This window comes from Maridesulfovibrio sp. (genome assembly GCF_963677005.1).
GTDB lineage: Bacteria > Desulfobacterota > Desulfovibrionia > Desulfovibrionales > Desulfovibrionaceae > Maridesulfovibrio.
In genome coordinates this window covers 2089838-2111120 of sequence record NZ_OY781616.1, presented here as the reverse complement: position 1 = coordinate 2111120, position 21283 = coordinate 2089838, and the positions used below count along the sequence as shown (strand labels likewise).

Annotated in this window: 15 protein-coding genes and 1 riboswitch; of the genes, 8 read left to right on the top strand and 7 right to left on the bottom strand. The window is 51.3% G+C overall.

Going from position 1 to position 21283, the window contains the following annotated elements:
- Positions 1–191 precede the first annotated feature (191 nt).
- Positions 192–2429, top strand: coding sequence for a S1C family serine protease (locus tag ACKU4E_RS09465; protein WP_320170829.1), 2238 nt, complete (start codon positions 192–194; stop codon positions 2427–2429).
- 10 nt (positions 2430–2439) lie between these two features.
- Positions 2440–3177 (top strand): complement resistance protein TraT, encoded by a 738-nt coding sequence (traT, locus tag ACKU4E_RS09460; protein WP_320170828.1) that lies wholly within the window; start codon positions 2440–2442, stop codon positions 3175–3177.
- A gap of 43 nt (positions 3178–3220) precedes the next feature.
- On the opposite strand, the gene ACKU4E_RS09455 is transcribed toward traT, so the two are convergent.
- On the bottom strand, positions 3221–4216 hold the full coding sequence (locus ACKU4E_RS09455; RefSeq protein WP_320170827.1) for a glycosyltransferase: 996 nt from the start codon (positions 4214–4216) through the stop codon (positions 3221–3223).
- Between the two features lie 77 nt (positions 4217–4293).
- Positions 4294–4644: a pilus assembly protein PilZ gene (locus tag ACKU4E_RS09450; RefSeq protein ID WP_320170826.1), complete on the bottom strand. Its 351-nt coding sequence runs from the start codon at positions 4642–4644 to the stop codon at positions 4294–4296.
- A 199-nt stretch (positions 4645–4843) separates the two neighbouring features.
- On the opposite strand from ACKU4E_RS09450, the gene ACKU4E_RS09445 reads away from it, so the two are divergent.
- The 3 genes from ACKU4E_RS09445 to ACKU4E_RS09435 all read left to right on the top strand — a co-directional run bounded on the left by ACKU4E_RS09445 (position 4844) and on the right by ACKU4E_RS09435 (position 9210).
- The gene (locus ACKU4E_RS09445; RefSeq protein WP_320170825.1) at positions 4844–5404 is read left to right on the top strand and encodes a DUF4136 domain-containing protein; all 561 of its coding nucleotides are present in this window, start codon (positions 4844–4846) and stop codon (positions 5402–5404) included.
- Positions 5405–5677: 273 nt separating this feature from the next.
- Positions 5678–5855: riboswitch (cobalamin riboswitch) on the top strand.
- Between the two features lie 75 nt (positions 5856–5930).
- A complete protein-coding gene (metE, locus tag ACKU4E_RS09440) occupies positions 5931–8204 on the top strand; it encodes a 5-methyltetrahydropteroyltriglutamate--homocysteine S-methyltransferase (protein WP_320170824.1) in 2274 nt (757 codons plus the stop codon).
- Between the two features lie 130 nt (positions 8205–8334).
- Positions 8335–9210 carry a methylenetetrahydrofolate reductase gene (locus ACKU4E_RS09435; RefSeq protein ID WP_320170823.1) on the top strand — a complete coding sequence of 292 codons (876 nt, stop codon included), beginning with the start codon at positions 8335–8337 and terminating at the stop codon, positions 9208–9210.
- 222 nt (positions 9211–9432) lie between these two features.
- Here ACKU4E_RS09435 and ACKU4E_RS09430 read toward each other — a convergent pair whose 3' ends face one another.
- Positions 9433–10095, bottom strand: a complete 663-nt coding sequence (locus ACKU4E_RS09430; protein ID WP_320170822.1) for a hypothetical protein — start codon at positions 10093–10095, stop codon at positions 9433–9435.
- A gap of 89 nt (positions 10096–10184) precedes the next feature.
- Positions 10185–11501 carry a M48 family metalloprotease gene (locus ACKU4E_RS09425; protein WP_320170821.1) on the bottom strand — a complete coding sequence of 439 codons (1317 nt, stop codon included), beginning with the start codon at positions 11499–11501 and terminating at the stop codon, positions 10185–10187.
- Positions 11502–11640: 139 nt separating this feature from the next.
- Here ACKU4E_RS09425 and ACKU4E_RS09420 point away from each other — a divergent pair, with 139 nt between their 5' ends.
- Positions 11641–13944 (top strand): hypothetical protein, encoded by a 2304-nt coding sequence (locus ACKU4E_RS09420; RefSeq protein ID WP_320170820.1) that lies wholly within the window; start codon positions 11641–11643, stop codon positions 13942–13944.
- 10 nt (positions 13945–13954) lie between these two features.
- Here ACKU4E_RS09420 and ACKU4E_RS09415 read toward each other — a convergent pair whose 3' ends face one another.
- The gene (locus tag ACKU4E_RS09415; RefSeq protein WP_320170819.1) at positions 13955–14599 is read right to left on the bottom strand and encodes a LysE family transporter; all 645 of its coding nucleotides are present in this window, start codon (positions 14597–14599) and stop codon (positions 13955–13957) included.
- Between the two features lie 285 nt (positions 14600–14884).
- Here ACKU4E_RS09415 and ACKU4E_RS09410 point away from each other — a divergent pair, with 285 nt between their 5' ends.
- Positions 14885–15538 carry a trimeric intracellular cation channel family protein gene (locus tag ACKU4E_RS09410; protein ID WP_320170818.1) on the top strand — a complete coding sequence of 218 codons (654 nt, stop codon included), beginning with the start codon at positions 14885–14887 and terminating at the stop codon, positions 15536–15538.
- Positions 15539–15752: 214 nt separating this feature from the next.
- Here the strand turns inward: ACKU4E_RS09410 and ACKU4E_RS09405 are convergent, their stop codons facing one another.
- Positions 15753–17483 carry a bacteriohemerythrin gene (locus ACKU4E_RS09405; protein ID WP_320170817.1) on the bottom strand — a complete coding sequence of 577 codons (1731 nt, stop codon included), beginning with the start codon at positions 17481–17483 and terminating at the stop codon, positions 15753–15755.
- A gap of 226 nt (positions 17484–17709) precedes the next feature.
- Positions 17710–20391 (bottom strand): response regulator, encoded by a 2682-nt coding sequence (locus tag ACKU4E_RS09400; RefSeq protein WP_320170816.1) that lies wholly within the window; start codon positions 20389–20391, stop codon positions 17710–17712.
- Between the two features lie 332 nt (positions 20392–20723).
- Here ACKU4E_RS09400 and ACKU4E_RS09395 point away from each other — a divergent pair, with 332 nt between their 5' ends.
- A complete protein-coding gene (locus ACKU4E_RS09395) occupies positions 20724–21275 on the top strand; it encodes a TlpA disulfide reductase family protein (RefSeq protein WP_320170815.1) in 552 nt (183 codons plus the stop codon).
- The last annotated feature ends 8 nt before the right edge of the window (positions 21276–21283 follow it).

Below are 21283 nucleotides of genomic sequence, written 5' to 3'. Positions count from 1 at the left end.
CCTAGTGGCTTCAGTCTATTCCCTTGAAAATAATTACGTTGATCAAACTTTTTGCGGAGCTAAGGCAATAACCATATTCAAAAATTAATTCATTCTAATCCTTTCTTTAGTTTATCTTGATATAGCATATACGTATGTGATATCTCCTTTCAGAACAAAACGTCTGAAAAAGCGTTTTTTTGGAGGGTGAGGTGAATCGGAGATTTTTGTTTGTCGGGCTGCTGGTGCTGTTTGTCTTTGTGAGCGGCTGCCGGGCATCACGTTCAATAAAGAAAGGCATTGAGGATTACGCTAAAGCCTCCACCCCGGAAGAGAGATTCGAAGAAGCCCTGGACAGGAACAAGCTGGATCTTGCCGAAGAAATCTGGCTGGAAAACAGGGATTATTTTCTGGAAAACCCCGATTTGCTTGCCCGGGCAGGCAAGGCTGCCGGTGTTATCCGGGACCGGTACACTCCGAAGGTTTCAGCCGCCACTACCAATCTGCTTTCCGTCCGCTGGCCGGTCAAGTCCGCACAATGGCCCCTTGTGCGGTTGAAGATGGACAATGCCAGAAATCTCATCGACGAAATCGAAACCAATGCCGTTCTCACGGAACTGGACAACATCCCGCCGGGTCTGGACAAGTTGAAAACCCTGCTCCGGGAAAGGGAGCAACAGATCCGCACCGATGTCCCGAACCGGTTCAGAAAGTATCCCCTGCTGAGCGCGCCTTCCTTTTTCTCCATATATCCCGTTTCCGTTGATGCCGAGGAGTTGCTGAAGTCGCAGGCCGCCTTCCTGGAAAGGACCATGGCCGATGCCTCCCGTAAGGAAATAACCCACATGGTACAGACCTACGGCGACATCATCCCCCCGGAGACTCTGCGTACTATGGAAGGGCGGTATTTCCGCTCCCTGCTGAGCCAGGAGTCCGGCAAGGGCAGAACATCATTCCGCACGGTCATAAAGGCCATGATGAAAGCCCGCGAGCAGGGCTTTCCGATCACCGAAGTTCCGGATTGCAAAATAGCTTTCCTGCGTGTGACCAGTAAGAGCATGCTCATGGAGCACTGCATAGAGTTCGGGCTCGGTTTTGATATGGACCTGCCGGTAAAGGCGGAGCAACTGGCGGCCAAAACCATGTACGACTCCAATACTGCCGGGGACGCGGATATAGTTGTTCTTATAAACGAGACAGCTTCCAAACTGGACCGTAAGACCTACAAGCCCACAATCATGCGCAGCAAGGCCATTATCGGTTACCGGGAAAGCTACAATCAGGAATTCGATCAGGCCCAGATGGTGTTGGAGCAACATCGGCTGAAGCGGGAAGAACTCAACGACCGTGCCAATGTGAATATGGTTTTCGGGCTTATCGGCGCGGCACTGAGCATTCCCATAGCCAATGCTGCTGACCGTGAAGAGGAAAAATACAACTCGGCACTGGCAAACGCCACCAAAATTCCGCGAATGGTGGAAAAGCCGATTTATCAGAACTACAGCTATCAGGTGATACCCCTGAATACTGCCAAGGTGGCATCGGTGCAGTTTGTGATCATTGATCGCAAGGCCCGGACGTACTTTGCCGATGTATTCAATATCGTTCAGAAAAGAACTTTCAGAGTGGCTTACGGCGTTAATGCCGATGACCCGAGCCGGGTTCGCATTCTGAGCAGCTACAATACCGACAAGGAAGTCAGAGACTGGGAAATACAGCCTGTTGATGTGAAGCTGTCCGAACTGCTCGGCTATTATCTCGAACACAGGGAAAAGGACCGCAAATACAGCAATGTCGCGCAGATTCGCAGGGTGATACTCAATAATCGCAACAAGGCCCTCGAAGAGTTCTATGCCGACAAATACGGCTCTGATACCGGAAACGATCCCCGTTTTGATTCCACTGTGGTCATTATGCAGTACCGGGGCGGGTATGCACTCGGCAGCGGGTTCTTTGTTACCGACAATATAATTCTGACCAACAACCATGTGGTGGCAGGCAGTGATTACGCCGAAATTCAGCTGCATAACAACATGGAAACCTACGGCCGCGTTATTGCCGTGGACACTTTTCGGGATCTTGCGCTCATCAAGGTGGGGATAAGGGGTAAACCGGTCAGGTTTTACACTAAGAATAGCATTCCTGCCGGAGTGACTCTGGAGGCCATCGGCCATCCTCTCGGCTACAAATACACCATTACCAGAGGCGTTTTCAGTGCCTACAGACAACTGAAGAGTCACATGGTCCCGTCCAAGGACCGTAAAATACGGTACATCCAGACCGATGCGGCCATAAACAACGGTAATTCCGGGGGCCCTCTGTTCTACAAGGACAGGGTGGTAGGAGTGAATTCCTGGGGTTTTGATGAGGCAGACAACATTTCGTTTGCCGTGCATTATTCCGAGGTAATAAAATTTTTAAAGCAGTACGGCATAAAATATCGCACATAGGAGCACCACGTTGAAGAGAATACATTTTATGCAGGTTGCGGTTGTTGTGCTGGCCGTGATGTTCATGGCCGGGTGCCAGAGCAAACAGCGCATGGGAATGGTCCGGGACCAGAGAACCGGTCTTCTGTACGGCTCAATTACCAGCAGCAGTTTTGTGATTGATCCTTCGCAGTTCGACAGTCCGCGTCTGAAGCTGACCATCCGGAATACCTCCGGTGATCCGGCCGTAAATCTGAAAGCCCTGCGCAAATCCCTTGAGGCAGCATACCGTTCCAAAGGATATAAAATTGTTGCAAAGGGCAAATACTGCGTTCATCTGGATATAAACCTGCGCTATTCGGGCCAGATGTCCACGGATATTGCTGATGATGTGAGTCTGTGGGGTGCCGGTGGCGGCGCATATCTCGGTGCGAGGATGGGACAGTCAACGGATTCCATGGTTATGGGCGCTGCGTCCGGTGCAGCCGTGGGAGCGATCGTGGGACAGTATGCCACTCAGGACACGTATGTGATGATAGCTGACGTTGTTCTTAGTCTGGTGGATAAGTATGCCCGGAAACGCTCATACGTAATCGAGTTCGGCGATACCCGGTTCAAAAGGGCTGATGAGGACACCGGTTTCACTTCATACAGAGCCAGTGAGCGGACGCAGGTGGCTGTCTATGCAGGGGGCGACAGTACCGGGCAGAGCAAAATCGTGCGCGGGGTGACGCTCCGGTTCAAGCGGATTCTGGAAGATATAATCTGATCCGGATATGTTTAACTCAAGAATACAGCGCACATCAACGTTTTCATCCCCGTGCTGCCGAGAGATATTTTTCCTGAAATTCCGGTGTGCCGATCTGTTCGGCCCAGTGCAGGTAGATGGATTTAAGGAAATTCCGGCGCAGCAGCGGTGCGGCTTTGATGCGGTTTTCAATGGCCGCTTCCACATTCATTCCGCTGATAATATTATGAAGGGTGGTTGCCCGGTGGATTATCCGGTGCGATTTTTCGATAAGTTCGTTTCCCTGTCTGGCTATTTTTTCGCGCAGACCGTCATTTGAAAGCAGCATCTGGAGTTTGGCGTTCAGGTCTTCGGCGTTTTCCGGTTCGTATGCGACAAGGTGCACCCCGTCTTCAAAGAGGTCGAAGAGTCCCTGTTCTATTCTTGGAGTAAGCAGACATGCCCCGCAGGCCAGTGCTTCGAATACCCGGAAGTTGAGGTCTCCGCGCTCGGCAATGTTCAGGACCACACGGGCCTTGGGAAACAGCTTGCGGTATTCGCCCTGGGTTACGTGCAGTCCGGGAACCAGCTTGGCGACTTCGTTCAGGAATTTCATGCGTGCCGGGGTAAGGTCCGGGTCCACTTTTCCCACAAAGAGCAGGTCCCATTCCTTTTCCATTTCCAGCGGCACATCGTTGTCCATGACCACCGGCGGAAACCAGGTCAGGCGCGATTCCTTCAGCCGGGGAGTGAAGCGGTCCAGATGATCCTTGAGGCTGACCAGACAGATGTCGAACCCCTGGGCGTAGAGCGGGTACCAGCTGTGGATGTGAGTGTCGATGCAGTGAAAAACAGTGAGGCATGGAAAATTTTCCACTCCGGCCAGAGGCGGGGCAATGGAACGGTCGGCGTAAACAACTGCGTACGGTTTCTGCCCGGTAATGCGGACAATCTCTTCCCAGGTGAATACCTGCTGTCCGCGTATGGGGATGTGTACTGTCCTGTACCCTAGTGAATCCATGCCTGTGCGGAAAAATGTGTTGCCCACCCAGGCGATTGTTTTTTCTGCCTCGTTGTTCATGGATTGGAAAATAGCAGCTTGCCGGATTATTTGAAAGCCGGTTTTTATGCCCTCTGCCGCAATGTTATCCGCCGGGATTATGAAAGCATGGCCAGAATGTCCGGCTCTGCGAATTCAAGCTGGGGAACGAATCGCACCCCGCAAAAACCTGCTTCTTTCCAGACTGTAACCGCTTTCTGACTGCTTAGAAAACCGATCCTGTCATTGAAAATGCATCCGCGGATGAAGATTTCATCCAGCGGGCTGATTTTGCAGCGGTCTTCATCGCAGTTTATGCTCAGTTTCATTCCCTGCTGGGATATGTCTACAATGGTTATGTCCAGTTCTCCCTTTCCGGACAGGGCTGCAACATCACATTGTCTGCAGACATTGTTGATTCTTGAAAGATTGATTCTGTTCGTAGATCTCCGGTCCTTGTTTACACGCATGATACCCCTCCTGATTCAGCGAAATGGCAGCTTATTCTCGGCGCAGGGGAAAATGAATTATTTTATTCTTCAATGCCCGTGAATGCTTTTAATCCTTGGCTAAAACAGCTAAACGGGTTAACTAGTTAGAATATGGGTAATAGTAAAGGCGTGTTTGGCTTGATCAGGCTTGCCATAGCAGATACAGCAGGAGTTAACCGTGAGGAAGTTACTGGCAATTTTCACTTTGTTGGCCATTTTGCTTTCAGGGTGTGTATATGTTGATATGAGTGTTGAGAATAAACCGACTCCGGGAGTTGATTTCAGCAAGCTGAAAACCTTCGGGTTCAAGAAGCGCAGCGAATCACGGAAGGAAGTCGAGGACATGCTGCTGAACTCAGCAAAGCTGGAGCTTGAAGCAAAGGGTTTTACATACTCCGCGACCAACCCGGATTTTCTGATTGTCGTCGGTTTCGGGTCCAAGTCCTATATGGAAAGGGGCGTAAGCTATTCCCGGGACTCGGTGGAATATGATTTCATCAGCAAGAGTTATTCGGATATAGGGGTGAATCCTGCCCCGGATGCTTCGCGCCAGGACAACACGGTCAGCATTTTTCTGGTTACCCCGGACAAGACCTATCTGTGGAAGGGACTTGCAACCAGCTCCGATTTTGAAGGCATCGGCGTGGTTGGCAAATGCCTGGTGAAAGGTGCATTGACCCGCTTCCCCGGAGTTGACGGCACATACCGGGAAAAGTTCAATGTCAGCGACTGCCCATAGGCGGCATTTTTATACGGTCAGTTTATCAGGCTCCCGGAAGCAGTTCCGGGAGCCTTTTTATTACATGGCGTTGTTTTATCAACCCCGCAAAAAAAAGCATTTATGAGTGTGGTTTTGACCTAATAAGTTTCCATGCGCACCATCTTCCATCCTTAGGGCTGGTTAAATCAGCCGCAATCAATCCACCAGACTGAAATTTTAAAAACATGCTTGACTTTGATTATGGTTGTTGGCATCTTTTGATCACTATATAACAATATTTTTATATATTGACGTATTGTTTAAATCCGCAGGAAACGGAAGACGGTGGAAATCCGTCGCAGGCGCGCTGCTGTAACCGGGCCCGTAAATACGGGAAAAGGGCACGGTCCACCGTTATAACGGGAAGGACCGGGTCATGCGTCAACACAGCCCGGAAGCCAGAAGACGTCCTGCGGGTGTCGGTGCCGAGACCTCGCGAACAGGTCCGTAAAAGGGGAAATCCCCCGCCGCCAACTGGCGGAAATCGCAACCATGGAGAAACGAAATGCTGACGCACACACTGGGCTACCCTAGAATGGGCAGTAACCGGGAACTGAAGAAAAAACTGGAAGCCTACTGGAACGGATCAGCCGGAGCGGATGATCTGGCCCTGACCGCAAGGAAACTAAGGCTGGCACACTGGAAGACCCAGTCCGAAGCAGGGATAGACCTGCTGCCTGTGGGCGACTTTTCATATTATGATCATATGCTGGACAACGCCGTACGGTTCGGGGCTTTCCCGGAACGGTTCGGTGTTGCCGGAGAAAGGGCCGGTCTGGACGACTATTTCAGGATGGCCCGTGGCGAAACCGGAGAAAACGGCGTCCCGGCCATGGAGATGACCAAATGGTTCGATACCAATTACCACTACATTGTTCCGGAATTCAGGGAAGGCCAGCAGTTCCGCCTTGCCGATGAGAGCATTCTGGAGCAGGCCGCGGAAGCTGTTGCGGCAGGCCACAAGGTCAAGGCCGTTCTGCCGGGACCTTTCACTTTCCTGCTACTCGGCAAATGCGCGGATCGTCCGTTCGACAGGCTGTCGCTGCTGGAGAACCTCATCCCCGCCTATTGTGAACTGCTGGAAAAGATATCGACCGTATGCGAATGGGTGCAGCTGGATGAACCCGTGCTGGCCCTTGACCTTGACCCGGAAGTGCGCGGGCTGTTCGGGCCGGTCTATCGGACCTTCAGGGAAGCTGCGCTGAAGCTTAAAGTTATGGTGGCAGTTTATTTCGGAGGATTGGGGGATAACCTGGAAACCGCAGCCGGTCTTCCCGTGGATGCCCTGCATGTGGACCTTGTCCGCGGCGGACAGGATCTGGCCCCGCTTCTTGAATCCTTGCGGCCGGGACTTTCGCTTTCGCTTGGGGTGGTAGACGGGCGCAACATCTGGCGTGCCGATCTCGACAGGGCGGTGGAGCTTGTCAAAAAGGCGGCGAAAAAGCTTGGCTCGGAACGGGTCATGGTCGGTCCATCCTGCTCGCTGCTGCATGTTCCTTTTGATCTTGAGCTTGAAACCGGGCTTGATGATGAAATTAAGTCCTGGCTTTCTTTCGCCCGGCAGAAATGCGTTGAAGTCGGCTGCATTGCTGCGGCGGCAACGGGAGGCGATGTTGATGATATTCTGACCGAGAACCGCCGTATACTGGACGGTCGCCGCAAAAGTGTCCGGGTGAATAATCCCGATGTTTCCGCCCGGCTGAAATCTCTAGGTGCCGAGGCCTTCAAGCGTCAATCTACTTATGCCGTCCGTTCCGGAGTGCAGCGCAAGGCCCTTGGGCTGCCATTGCTGCCCACGACAACGATCGGTTCCTTTCCCCAGACTCCCGAAGTCCGTGCGACCAGAAGAAAATTCAAGACCGGTGAGATCGACCGGGATGAATATGTGCGTTTCATGCGTGCTTATATTGAAGACTGCGTGCACCGTCAGGAAGAGGCCGGTCTGGACGTGCTGGTTCACGGAGAGCCGGAGCGCAACGACATGGTTGAATATTTCGGTGAGCATTTCGAAGGGTTCTGCTTCACTTCCAACGGGTGGGTGCAGAGCTACGGCTCCAGATGCGTTAAACCGCCGGTGATTTACGGAGATGTCTCAAGGCCGCAGCCGGTTACCGTGGACTGGATAAATTACGCCCGTTCCGTTTCCGATCGTGAGGTCAAAGGCATGCTGACCGGACCGGTCACGATCCTCTGCTGGAGTTTTGTGCGGGATGACTGCCATCGCAGCGAGGTATGCAGGCAGATAGCTCTGGCCGTGCGTGATGAAGTTTCCGACCTTGAAAAGGGCGGTGTTTCGATCATTCAGATTGATGAACCAGCCCTGCGCGAGGGACTTCCCCTGCGCCGGTCGGAACAGGATGAATATCTCCGCTGGGCCGGGGAATCCTTCCGGCTGGCATCATCCGGCGTTGCAGACCGGACCCAGATTCATACCCATATGTGCTATTGCGAATTCGGCGACATCATGGCGGCAATTGCCGGGCTTGATGCCGATGTGATCAGCATAGAGGCCAGCCGCAGCCGCATGGAGCTGCTCGGCAGCTTCCGGGAATTCAACTATCCCAACGAGGTCGGTCCCGGCGTCTATGATATCCACAGTCCGGCGGTCCCTTCAGTTGAAGGGATAGAAGAGCTGCTTGAAAAAGCCCTTGAAGTCATCCCCGCAGAGCGTTTGTGGGTCAACCCGGATTGCGGCCTCAAGACCCGACGCTGGGAAGAAGTGGAACCAGCGCTTGAAAACATGGTCCGCGCAGCCCGCAATGTCCGGGAGAAAATCTGAATGCCTCAGACGGCGAAATAAGATTATCAAAAGCGCGAAGCACATCAAACCCAGTCCCTATCTTCTTTCCGAAGGCCGCTTCTATGCGGTCTTCGGTCAGGGGAGACAAAACATAATGGAGAACCAGACAATGCAAGTGGTAAGGAATATTCAGGAGACCGACCGTTTTTTCTCGTTCGAGTTTTTTCCCCCCAAGGACAAGGAAACATGGCCTGCATTTATGGAAAAAGCCGGTCGTCTGGCCGATCTTGGTCCTCTGTTCGTTTCCGTTACGTACGGAGCCGGAGGATCGTCCCACGACAACTCTCTTGAAATCTGCGGTATTCTCAAGGGGGAAATGGGAATAGATATTCTGGCCCATCTTACTTGTGTCGGGGCGGGTGAAAAATCCATAGACCGGTTTATCGACCGGTTGGGGGAGTGCGGTGTAAGCGATATTCTGGCGCTAGGAGGAGACGGAAGGGCGGAGGAAGACGCGAGCAGCCGTTTTTCTCACGCCTGCGACCTTGTTGAGTATGTGAATGAAAAATTTCCGTCCATCGGACTCGGCGTGGCCGGTTATCCCGGCGCACACCCGGAATCTCCATCTGTGGAGCAGGATTTGAACTGGCATTGCGGCAAGCTTGCCAAAGGTGCTGATTTTACCGTGACCCAGCTTTTTTTCGATAACCGCCGTTATTTCGATTATGCGGACAGGCTGTCCGGGCTGGGGGCGCATGCCCCGGTCATCCCCGGAGTTCTGCCCATCCGGTCGCTTGCCTCTCTGCGCCGGATTATGTCCCTGTGCGGGGCGGCCATTCCCGGTGATCTGTATTGCGGGGTGGAAAAGGCGTTTGGGCAGGGCGGTGACGAGGCAGTCATGGAGTTCGGATTCGATTTTGCCCGCAGGCAGATAGCCGACCTGTTGGATAAGGGCGCGCCCGGCGTGCATATCTACACCCTGAATCAGGCGGACCTTTGTGAAAGGCTGATAGGAAGCCTGAAAGATGACGGATATTTCAGCTGATGCGGACTTGGAAAAACATAGTTATTGCCTTAGCTCCGCAAGGCTTGAGTTTAGATTAACGGTTTTCAAAGCAACTTCCCTAATCTAATAGGGGTTCCAAAGGGTCGCGGACCCTTTGGCTGCCAGAGGCGAAATTAAATTATCAAAAGCGCGAAGCGCATCAAAAAAAACAATCCCCCCAGCTTTAGGGCCGGGGGGATTGTGCCGTTAAAAGGGGGCGGTCTAGAAGAAGCCTTTCAGGGTGTCTGCGATGCTTGCAGCGGTTTTTACCCGTGCCGGACCGTTTTCGATTATGAAAGGCAGAATTTTGTCCGAATAATCGCTAAGGCCGGAAAGCAGTGATTCGCTGAGCCCCTTGGACGAGGGGGAGGATATGAATTCCTTGATTTCTGTGTACAGGGTCTTGGCCTCACTCACGGAACTGTTTCCGGAAGTATAGGCGGAAGACGCATGTGTGTATGCTTCCTTTGCTTTGGTTAAACTTTCCGGATTGGTGAGGATGCCGGTCAGCTTGTCGGACAGCGAGGAACTGGTTGTTGTCGAGTCCATGCTTTCGGAAAAGGCAACCATCTTGATGAGTTTGGTGATTCCTGATTCCGATTCGATTGATCCGAGTTTGGAGGTGAGTCCGGAAGTCGAATCCGGGTTGACCAGGCTCATGGTCGCGGTCTGGGCGCTTACCAGATTTTCAGTGCAGTCGGAAAATCCGCTGTAGACGTCTTTGGCCCTGCTGAGCAGGCTTGTTCCTTCCGCAGCGCTTTGCGCACTTTCAGCAGTAGAGGAAAGATCACTCAGGCTGAATGCCTGTGCCGCAGCAAGCGGTAACAGCAGGTACGCTGCGAAAAAAAATACGCTAAGAGTCAGTATGGAAGAGTTTTGTTTCATTGTTTTGCTCCGAATTAATTTTTTCCCGATAATACTTAAAAATGGAAAGCATATCCATTAGAAAAGACGGTTTCTGAGGCCGGTGGCCGTTACTGGCGCACATATCCCCATGAGAGCAGTCTGCTGTAGGCATGTTTTGCATAATCTCCCTGACCGGAAGCCCTCAGGAACAGGCTGTATTGTTGGGCTGCCATGGCTTTGTTGCCGATGGCTTCGTATGAGAAACCCGTATAGAAATTGGTCATGGGGTTTCCGGGCAGGACTTTTTCATAGGCGGTGAAGTTGTTCAGGGCCTGTTCAACCCGTCCTGTCTTGAGGTTAAGCATGCCCAGCATATGCAGTGCCTGCGCTTCTTCGGGATTCTTTTCTTCCGCTTTGCGGGCATAGGCCAGCCCTTCATTATTCTTGCCCATTGCCATCATGCACTTGGACATGAGCAGCAGTCCTGCGTAATCTCCGGGGGCAATGCTCAGAGCCCGGGAAAAATGTTTTTCCGCTTCGGTGAATGCCTTCCGGCGCATCTGCGCTTCTCCTTTCTGCATTTCCTCTATGGCCGGTTTGATTTTCAATACCGGGGCGATGTTGTCCATGTAGCGCTCATGAAGGAGTTTTCCACGTCTGTCGGAATAGGTTGTATCGCGTTTTTCAATGGCGGTTGCCAGACGTTCGGAACTCATGGGATGGGATGCGAACATCTGCTGTACAAAAGACGGCTGGCTTTCGTTCAGTCTGTTCAATTCCTCCATCAGCCCGACCATTCCTTCCGGGTCGTAGCCTGCGTTATCCATATATTCCATTCCCAGACTGTCCGCCTGCCGTTCATCGGAACGAGAATAGCTGGCCAGCAGCAGGCCGGCACCTATCCCTCCGAGGCCAGCGGCCAGCGGAATCAGGTCCCTGTTCTGGGTGGCCACCACCCCTGTCCCGATAGCTATTACCCCCTGTATCGCCATGGATGAACTCATTCGGGACGCTGTATGCCGGGCGCATACGTGGCCTATTTCGTGGCCGAGCAGGGCAGCCAGTTCGGCTTCATTGTCCAGAGTGAGCAGAATTCCTCTGGTGCAGGCGATGCTTCCGCCCGGGAAGGCGTAGGCGTTGACGTAAACCGCGTTTACGCAGCGGAAAGTGTAGGGCATGTCCGGGCGGTGGCTGGTCGCGGCCAGTGAAGAACCCACTTCACTGATGTAGCTGTTGACCGTTTTGTTCTGCACCGCACCGTAGTCGGCTGAAAATTGATGCGGGGAATTCTGGTGGTCCATATCAATTTCCTGCTGCGGGGATATCAGCATCAGTTGCTGTTGTCCGGTGACGGGATTTATTGCGCAGCCTGCCAGCAGCCCGAGGGTTCCCCCTGCAGTGAGTTTCAGCGCTGTCCTGCGGGAAATTATCCTGTTTCTTACCATCGTTCCTCCACGGATTTTGTCATAAATATATACACGCCGAACTGAATTTGCAATGTGGCCTGTTTCGTCCGTTATGCTGGACATGCACGGATTCGCGTAATAATCATATTAGAGATAATCTCAAAGGTGGAGTCGAAACATGCGTGATTCTGTGGACCGGGTTTATGAGAATTTGCCTTTCGGTACTGAACTCAGCTTTGCGCCGCTATACCGCAAGGCCAGAGATATCTACGAACGATCGGAAAATTATTATGGTCGGGAAGTGGGCCGGATTCTGGAATCCATGGAAAAGCCCGGCGGCCTTCTTGATTCATTTTCCGAAGACGATCCCGGCATATTTGCCGATGAAATACGCTTTCTGATGGGGTTTGTTTTTCCTGAACTGGACGACGGCAATGTCCTGTGCCGGGCCATGCGTCCGTTTACACGGAAACATTTTTTCAGTTCGGCCAGATACAGGGAGCTCTTCGAGGACCGCGGGGGAGAACTGGTTCTCAGCGAGAGTCTGGAAATGCAGATTCTGACCGATCTCGCCGGGGAGAACCTGCTTTTCGCATACACCATGCTTTTCGATATCTATTATGATCTGGACCACGAGATGATGGAAGCGGTCATGAAAATGGTCGACCCCGGAAGCTCAATCGACCGGTATTTCCTGACAGAATATTCTTTTCGTTTTGTGGAAGTGGACGCAGCCGGACTTGAAATACTGCCCCGCGAACAGTTCTCGCGCCTTTTGATAATGAGGGACCGCAAGACTCTTGAAAAGCTGATGCCCCTGGACGGCCTTGTCTTCAGGGGAATCATCACGGTCCGGTATGTGGAAGTTACCGAAAAGGAGAATATTTCCCGGCTGAAGTCGGACCTGATGAACAGCGGGGCTCTGCGCAATCCGCAGGCAGTGGAGTCCGTTGCCCACAGGCTGGGTTCCATCCTCCGGGTTGAGGACCTGCGTGCGGGCTTCTTTTTCCGTTACAGAGTGGTTGAAGGAAATACGGACTGCACTCTGCGCAGCGTGTTCAGAGAGTATCCTGGCGATGTTTCGGAACTGCTGGATTTCGTTTACGGCCAGCTTCTTGATACAGGCGAAGCGTATTTTGTGCCGGAAGTTCTGGAATGCGGTGATGAGGGAGTCGGAACGTTTCTTCACGATTCGGGGATTCGAAGCATCGGCCTGATCCCGCTCAAGGAAAATGGTGAAGTAATTGCTGTTCTGGAACTGGCTTCCGGTTCTTCGGAGATGATCAGCAGCAGTGGTGTCCGCAAAATATCGGAACTTCTGCCGGGCCTTAGCGTGGCTGTGCGCCGGGAAATGAACTACCTGGAATCAAGGGTGGACAGCGTTATAAAGGAGTTTTGCACAGCCATTCATCCAAGTGTCGCCTGGCGGTTCGAAGAGGCGGCCTTCCGCTACCTCAACAGACTGGAAAAAGACGGCAGCGCTGATTTTGAAAATATTGTTTTCAAGGACATCTATCCGCTTTACGGGAGCATGGACATCCGAAGCTCTTCGGAACAGCGCAATCTGGCCATCCAGAACGATCTGCTGGAGCAGTTGGAACTGGCATCGGAAACACTGGAAGACATCTATAAAAACAGAAGTATCCCCATAGCCGATTATTTTATTTCCACTCTTGGCCGCTTCAGGGATAAGGTTGCGTCAGGCCTTGATTCCGGTGATGAAATTTCCGTTATTGAATTTCTGCAACAGCGCGTGGAACCCTTTTTCCGTTACCTCAGGGATAACTCCGAAGCTCATTCGGCAAGGATTGATGAATATTTTGAAATGATGAGTCCCGGCATGGGAATCATATACCGCCAGCGCAGGGATTATGAGGAATCCGTGTCCATGCTCAACACGGTCCTTTCCGAATTCCTTGAAGATGCGGAAAGGAAGGCTCAGGACATCTTTCCCCATTATTTTGAAAAATACCGCACAGACGGAGTGGAGTATAATATCTACATCGGGCGGGCCATGACGGAAAAATTCCATTTCGAGGATGTCCAACTGAAAAATCTGCGGATCTGGCAACTGACCAAGATGTGCGAAATGTCCCGTCTTACCGAATCCATGCTGGATCAAATGAAGATTCCTCTTTCCTGCGCACCGCTCATTCTGGTGCATTCCGCTCCCCTGACAATCCAGTTTCGCGTGGATGAGAAAAGATTCGAGGTGGAAGGTACTTATAACATCCGTTACGAGATCATCAAAAAGCGTATAGACAAATCGACTATTCTAGGTACGGGCGAAAGGCTGACCCAACCCGGCAAGCTGGCGGTAATTTACACGCAGGACCGTGAATGGCGTGAATATCTCAGCTATTTCGAATATCTGGCGGATAAAGGGTATGTCAGCGGCGAAGTGGAGCATCTTATCCTTGAAGACCTGCAGGGGGTACACGGTCTGCGTGCCCTGCGGGTGGACCTGCTGCCGGCAACTTGAAAGTCGGGCGTTATCCGTAAATGAAGATTGCTCCGCCCAGAAGCAGCAGGATCGTCCCGGTGGCTTTGTTGAGGACGGACGCGTGGCAGCCGTAGATCCTTTTCATGAAAGGTGTGTTCAGGAAGAGCAGAAACAACACCCAGCCTACCAGCGCTTCCCCGACTATGACTGAACCGTATACAATCTTTTCCGTCAACCCGGAATCAGGGCCGGTAAGCTGCATGAATACACTGAGGATGAAAAGGGTCACTTTCGGATTCAGCAGGTTGCAGAACAGTCCGTCTCTGAACCCCTGACCGAAAGTCGCCGCCGGTGCACATACTTCCCCGTCCGTCAAAACGGTTGTGCTTTTGTCCATAAGGCAGCGGCAGCCGATATAAATCAGGTACATCGCTCCTGCATACCGCAGGACTTCGAAAAGCAGGTGGTTGCTTTTAAGGAGCAGAGCCAGACCTAGAATGGAAAGACTGACATGGAAAGCCAGCCCTGTGCATACTCCAAGTACACATCCGTAGGCACTGCGTGATCCTGAAAAAAAACTGCCGGATGTAGAATTCCCGCTCCCGGAGTGGTGAATGAGAAGCATCATATCCGGTCCCGGACTCATGCGGGCCAGAAAGCAGACGGTCAGTAAAGTCAGAACGGATTCAAGCATCAGAGTCTCCTTGGCAGTCATTTTGTGTACACAAAAGCTGGCCGGAAGGGAATCCGCAATGTTTTCATAACAGCTTTGCCGGGAAGCCTGGGAGACGCATAACGGTCAGTGTAGTATTGTAGTATGATTATTTGCGTGGTAATATAATCTAACTGTCGATTATGTTGAAAAATATCTCTCCGGTGCTGAGCGAAATGTATCTGCGGAAACCGTGCAGGGCATTGATTAAGCCTCAGCCTTCAGGTACAGATCGCTATCGGAACAACACTGAACATGGAAGGACATATGACAGGGGATAATTCCGCTTTCATCAATACCGCGATTCACGTCTTCAATTATATGGGTGACGCAATTTTCGCAATCAGCGGAGCGCTTGCTGCCGGGCGCGAGCGGCTGGATATTGTCGGCTACGTTTTTATCGGTGTTATCACCGGTATCGGCGGAGGTACTATCCGGGACCTGCTTCTGGGGCGCACTGTGTGGTGGGTCAAAGACCCCAGCGAGATGCTGGTCTGCGTGTTTGCCGCGCTCCTGACCTTTTTCTGGCCCGGCCAGGCGCGTAAGGGCGGCGCTGTCGCACTTGTGTGGTCCGATGCCATCGGCGTGAGCGCCTTTTGCGTGGTGGGCAGCAGTATTGCTCTGCAAACCGGAGCCCATCCCGTCATCGCCGTGCTTATGGGCATGATAACCTGCATCGGCGGCGGAGTAATCCGTGACGTGCTTACCACTCGCCGTCCCATGATCCTGCGCGGAGAGCTTTACGCTGTGGCCGTGCTCGCAGGAGCAGCCACTTACGTTCTCCTTGTGTCTACAGGCGTTCCCGGACCTATGCCATCCATCTGCGGATTCTTCATCACTCTGGTGATCAGAAGTCTGGCCATTATATATTCCATCCGTCTGGGCCCTCCGGGGGAATTCCTGCGTATCGGTGATAACTGAGTACTGCCGGATATGTGCGGATTACGCAGGGGAGAGCTTCTCAAAAACAAGCAGAATGTTCAGTTCTATTGGATATCGATTCCGGCAATCCGGGCAGCATAAGGGCGTTATTCCATCCTCCCCATATTCATGAGGCGGACGGATACGTCTTCGCCTGTCCGGGTTGCCGGATGTAATGTTGTGTAATTATCTGAAAAGATTGAGTTGTAGCTTCCTATCTAACTCCGTGGCTGTTGAGGAACGCGGTGTACTTTCTGTCGTCACCCTGAATGTGCTGTATGAGCCAGTCGGTAAGAAACTGCATGACTTCCATGGTCACTTTGGCCTTGCCGCTTTTCAATTCTTCGTCAAAGTCCTGTACCTGGCTTACAAATTTCTCGTGGAGTTTCTTGTGGCCCTTGGTTGCAGGGTAACCGTACTTGTCAAAAAGTTTTTCTTCGCAATTGAAGTGCTCAACCGTGTAGTTTTTCAATTCTTCGACCAGTTTTTTCATGACCCGTTCGGAAGCCCGGTCACGCATGGCCTTGTGCAGTCCGTTGATCATATCCACCAGTTTTTTGTGCTGTATGTCTATGGCCCTGATTCCAACAGAATAGGCGGAGTCGCTCCAGGTAATTAGCTCACTTCCTGTTGCGGATTCAAGCTCGCCTGTTGCCATTCCGTGGATGAGGGTATCCAGTTCCTGAACCAGCCCGGAAACGGCTATGAGCACTTCTCTGGCTTCGTCCATTCCGTCCGCTGTTTCCTGAGCCACCCTTGTTACTTCCGAGACAGCGCTGTTGATCTCTTCACTGGTGGCGGACTGTTCTTCGGACGCAGTAGCTATCGAGTCCACCTGTACCGAAGTGGATTCGATGATATTTACGATGACCTCCATATGCCGTCCTGATTCAGCGGCGATCTCCGCTCCGGATACAATATCCGCTGCGGCCCGTTCAACCGAGACAACGTTGGTCTGTGCGTGCTGCTGGATGTCGGTTATGGCGTCTCCGACCTCTTTTGTGGCGACCATGGTTTTTTCGGCCAGTTTACGCACTTCGTCCGCAACTACGGCGAATCCGCGTCCGGCTTCCCCTGCTCTGGCCGCTTCAATGGCGGCGTTGAGGGCAAGCAGGTTGGTCTGGTCGGCAATATCGTTGATGACGTTTATTACCTGTCCGATGCTTTCAGCGCCGCGACCGAGCTGGGCCATTGTTTCCTTGAGAGAAAGGACCTCCTGCTCAACTTTGCGTATGGCGGTAACTGCGGAGTCGACTCCTTCCGCGCCGGTTGCGGCATTGGCTCTGGATTCTTCGGCGTTTCCAGCCGCAAGTGATGCGTTTTTGGCAACCTCAAAGACCGTGGAGTTCATTTCTTCCATTGCCGTGGCTGTTTCGGTCATACGGTCACGCTGAATCTGAACACCCTCGCCCACGGCTTCAATGCGTTCTATCAGTTCATTGATGTTGGAGAATATAGTTACGGATGAACTTTTGGCTTTGTCTGCTACTTTGCGCATGGAGTCCAGCAGTCTGGTTGTTTCTTCTTCCTTCTCTTTGCTAAGCGCCAGAGCCTGTTCGCTTTCTTCCGCTTTCTGCTGGGCTGCACGGCGTAATTCCGTGGCCTTTTTACCGGCCTCTTCAAGACCGTTGATCATTGAGCAGATAGCTTCTTTAAGATCGAGAAGTTCGTATTTGAAAACTCCTTCGCAGTCGCTGAGCTTCTGACCCTTCGCGATTTCTACTGCATAATTATGAAGCTGTCTCAGGGGTTTGCGCAGGTCCCGGCGGATGCTGATGTATACCAGCGTGGAGACCGCAACGCTCAGGATGGTTCCGCTGACAAGTACGGTTGCCGCGGTGCCTGTTATGATTTCAGGGCAGAGCAGCCACAGAACCAGGGCCAATATAACAGGGATGAGTCCGAGCAGGACTACGGAAAATTTGAGACGGTCTGAAATATTCATAAAATTTCCATTGAGTTTGGTTGGGTATGGTATTGTATACGTGCAGAAATCTTACAGAGTATGCTATTGATAACATGACTGCGCTGTTCTGGTCACGGGCAAAATAAGCATCTTCTTGTTACTAATGATAAGCATTACTAACACTGAAAAAATTAGAATGCCAGCTTTTTAATTTCGGTCTGCCAGTTGCATTGCAGGTCTTTACAACTTTATAACCAACCCGGGCTTATCCGTTGTCGGTTCTGGAAAAGTTGAGGTTGCTTCCAATTTTCTGAAGGGCTTCTTCCAGCCGTGCGCGTTCGAAGGGTTTGGTAATATATTCATTTACCCCGGCTCGCATTGCAGCCTCAACATCCGAACTGGTCGCATGAGCGGATAATGCTATGATAGGGATGGAGGAAACGCTTTCAAATTCCGAAGCGAAACGTATGCGTCTGGTGGCTTCTATGCCGGTCATTTCCGGCATCTGGATATCCATAAGCACGGCATCATACGGCTGTCTGGCGATCTGGGCCAGACACTGTCTGCCGTTTTCAGCGCAGTCTACATCATGACCCATTTTTTCCAGAATATGTTTGGCCATGAACATGTTTACCTTCTCATCTTCCACCAGCAGCAGTTTCAGCTTTCTGTCTAAATGGCCGGACAAGGGCTCTTCTTCATCTGTGTCTTCAACCTGTATACAGCTACCCACGGATACGCAGAACTGTACTCTGGTTCCCATGCCCGGTTCACTTTCAATTGTCATACTCCCGTTCATCAGGGACACCAGTCTTTTGACTATGGATAGCCCGAGACCGACTCCCTGATATTTGCGCGTTCTGGACCCGTCCACCTGTGTGAAGGACTCGAAAATGTCTTTTATTCTGTCGTCGGGGATACCTACCCCTGTATCCGTTACGGAAAGGAACAGCCTTTCACGTGATTCTTCAGGAGATGGGAGTGTAAACGATTCAATTGAAATCAAGCCCGTTTCAGTGAATTTTATGGCATTGCCGAGCAGGTTAAAGAGAATCTGCCGCAGCCTGCCGGTATCGCCGAGAAATTTTTTATTCGTACCCGGATGCACATTCCATGTAAGCTGCAATCCTTTTTCATCTGCCTGAACACGAAGGAGATCCACGCATTGGCGCAGGAGGTTTTCAAGGTCGAAAGGTTCCTCCCGGATATCAAGCATGCCGGCTTCTATCTTGGTAAAATCGAGCAGATCGTCAATAACTCTGCGCAGGCTGTTTGACGACTTAAGGGCGATATCCACATAGCCGGCCTGGCCTTCACTCAGGTCGGAAAGTTCCAGCAGTTGCAGCATGCCCATTACTCCGTTCAGGGGAGTCCGCAGTTCGTGGCTTATATTGGCCAGAAAATCATCCTTGACCACATTGGCCCGCTCCGCCATTTCCTTTGCCGTCAGCAGTTCGTGTTCGGAATTTTTGCGTTCCGTTATGTCGGTGAAAAATCCGGCCAGATATGTTTTGCCGATGAGTGTGAGCACTGCGGTACTGAAATCCGTCAGCACAATTTTTCCGTTCAAGGTCCTGAATGCCATTTCCTGCGTTGTTCCGCCCCCGGAACGCAGGTGCCTGTTCAACTCTTCGCGTACTCGTGGACAGTCTTTACTCGGGTGCAGATCGCATAGCGTTACTGTGGACAGAGAGGTTGTCGCTATCTCGAAAAGAGTCATAAAAGCCGGATTGGCGAACAGTATTTCCAGTGTGTCTGGATTTATGAGCGCTATCCCTCCGGGATTGTGCTCAAGTATGATTCTGTGCCTTTCTTCGCTTTCGGAGAGTTGGGCAAGGGCTTCGTTTTTTTCTTTTTCCCTTTTATTGAGCATGGCGATCATATTGTCCCATGTTCGGGCAAGGTATCCTATTTCACCGTCGTCATAATCTATATTGCTTGGGGGGATAGGTTTATCGCTGCCTAGATTATGGGCTATAACAGCCATTCGTTCCAGATTTCCGGCAATTCCCCGCCCTCCTACAAACCATGCTATCAGCAGTGCCAGTGTGAGAGATGCAAAAGTTGTGAGCAGCCCGCGTATCAGCACTGAGTCGGTATTGCTCAGCGCAGCAGAAGAATCCCGTCCCATGAACATGTACATGTACGGCTCGCTGTCAGGTGTCAGCCGTAACGGGGTCGAAGCGATTATCCTGTCCACTCCGGACGAATCTTTCAGTTCCATGGTAGAACTGCCCTTCGCCGCCCGGGCCTGATCGAAAATTGTTTTTTGAATGGGTTGTCCTATGGAAAGGCCTTTCGGCATGGGGTGCCTGAAAATTCTTATTCCATATGCATCACAGGCCCCGAAGAAAAGTCCTGACTGGAAAGAGCATTCATCGAAAAGTCTGCTGTAGTCATCAAGACTTACACCTATAAGCATGACTCCTGCATAGGTGCCTTCATATGTTGTGATAGGCATGGCAAATGGAAAAATGGACATTCTGGTCTGTTTTCCCACCATGAACTGTCCTGCAGAAAATGAGCCTGTCTGCAGTGCTTCCCTGAACTGTTTGCGGTCTGAAAAATTAAACTGTCTGGCCTCGTCGGTGTCCCTGCCCGCTGTTACTACATCTCCCTTGGTATCTACCAGGATGACGTTTGTGAACATCGGATTTTCCTGCAGAATGGTTGTCAGGATTTCATGGATTGTATCCCGTTCCATTTTTTTTACTGCAGGCATGGCTGCTACTGTCTGGAGCAGCGTTTTGGTGGAATCGGTGATTCTCTGCTGGACATGACTGAAGCTGTTCAAATAAATTGTTGTATCAAGTTTGAGAGTATCAAGTGTTTTTTGGCGCTTTTCCCATTCCGTGCCGAAATTGAGCATGAACGCGGGGAGAGTTGCCAGCAGTACCAGAAAGACCAGTTTCTTTCTTACTGAACCATGAAATATCCTGAATTTCATAGCGGTAAAGCTCCCCTGTTACAAAATTAAAAACCGGAATGCGGTGAAAGCAATAATTATAATGAATTATGCCTTAGCTGGACCAAATCCTCCATGATGAATTAACGGCCTAAACCGTTTTTGAGTGTTACTATAATAGCATGAGAACAGCGCGCATTCAACACAGATCGTAATTGATTTAATTTATCCACAAGCATTGGCTGCCGATTGTATTATGTTTTAAAGGCTTCTGAGCAGACATTAATCTGTGTCAAAGTATGGGCAAAGAATTATGGCTGGACATCCGTGTCGCAGGACATACAGTTTCATGAAAACAAAAGAGGAATCTAATCATGCTGCTACGAATAAAATTTTTGATATTGTTACTTCTTGCCATGGCCGGTGCGGCCTATGCCGGACATCTTGATCCGGGGGCAAATTTTCCCGATGCGGAACTCAATGGTGATTTGACAGACGGTCAGCGCAGGTATCTCGGCCTGAAGGGTGACGGGCCCTGGAAAATTTCGGACATTGACGCAGGTTATGTGCTGGTTGAGATTTTCAGCATGTATTGTCCGCATTGTCAGAAGGAAGCGCCGGAGACTAACCTTCTTTACACAAAGCTTCTTAAGGCCGGAAAATCCGGTAAAATTGTCATGATCGGTGTCGGAGTAGGAAATTCGCAGTTCGAAACTGATTTTTTCCGGGATAAGTATGCGGTGCAGTTTCCTCTGTTCCCCGACCCGGAGTTGAAGATACATGCCGATGTTGGCGGTCCGGGAACGCCGTGCTTCTATCTGGTTGAAAAAGATGGGGCAGAGTTGCGAACCGTATTTTCTCATGAAGGGCGTATGGGCGGTATGGAAACTTTTCTTGATAAGTTGAAGAAGGTCATCGGGAAATGAAAAAAAAA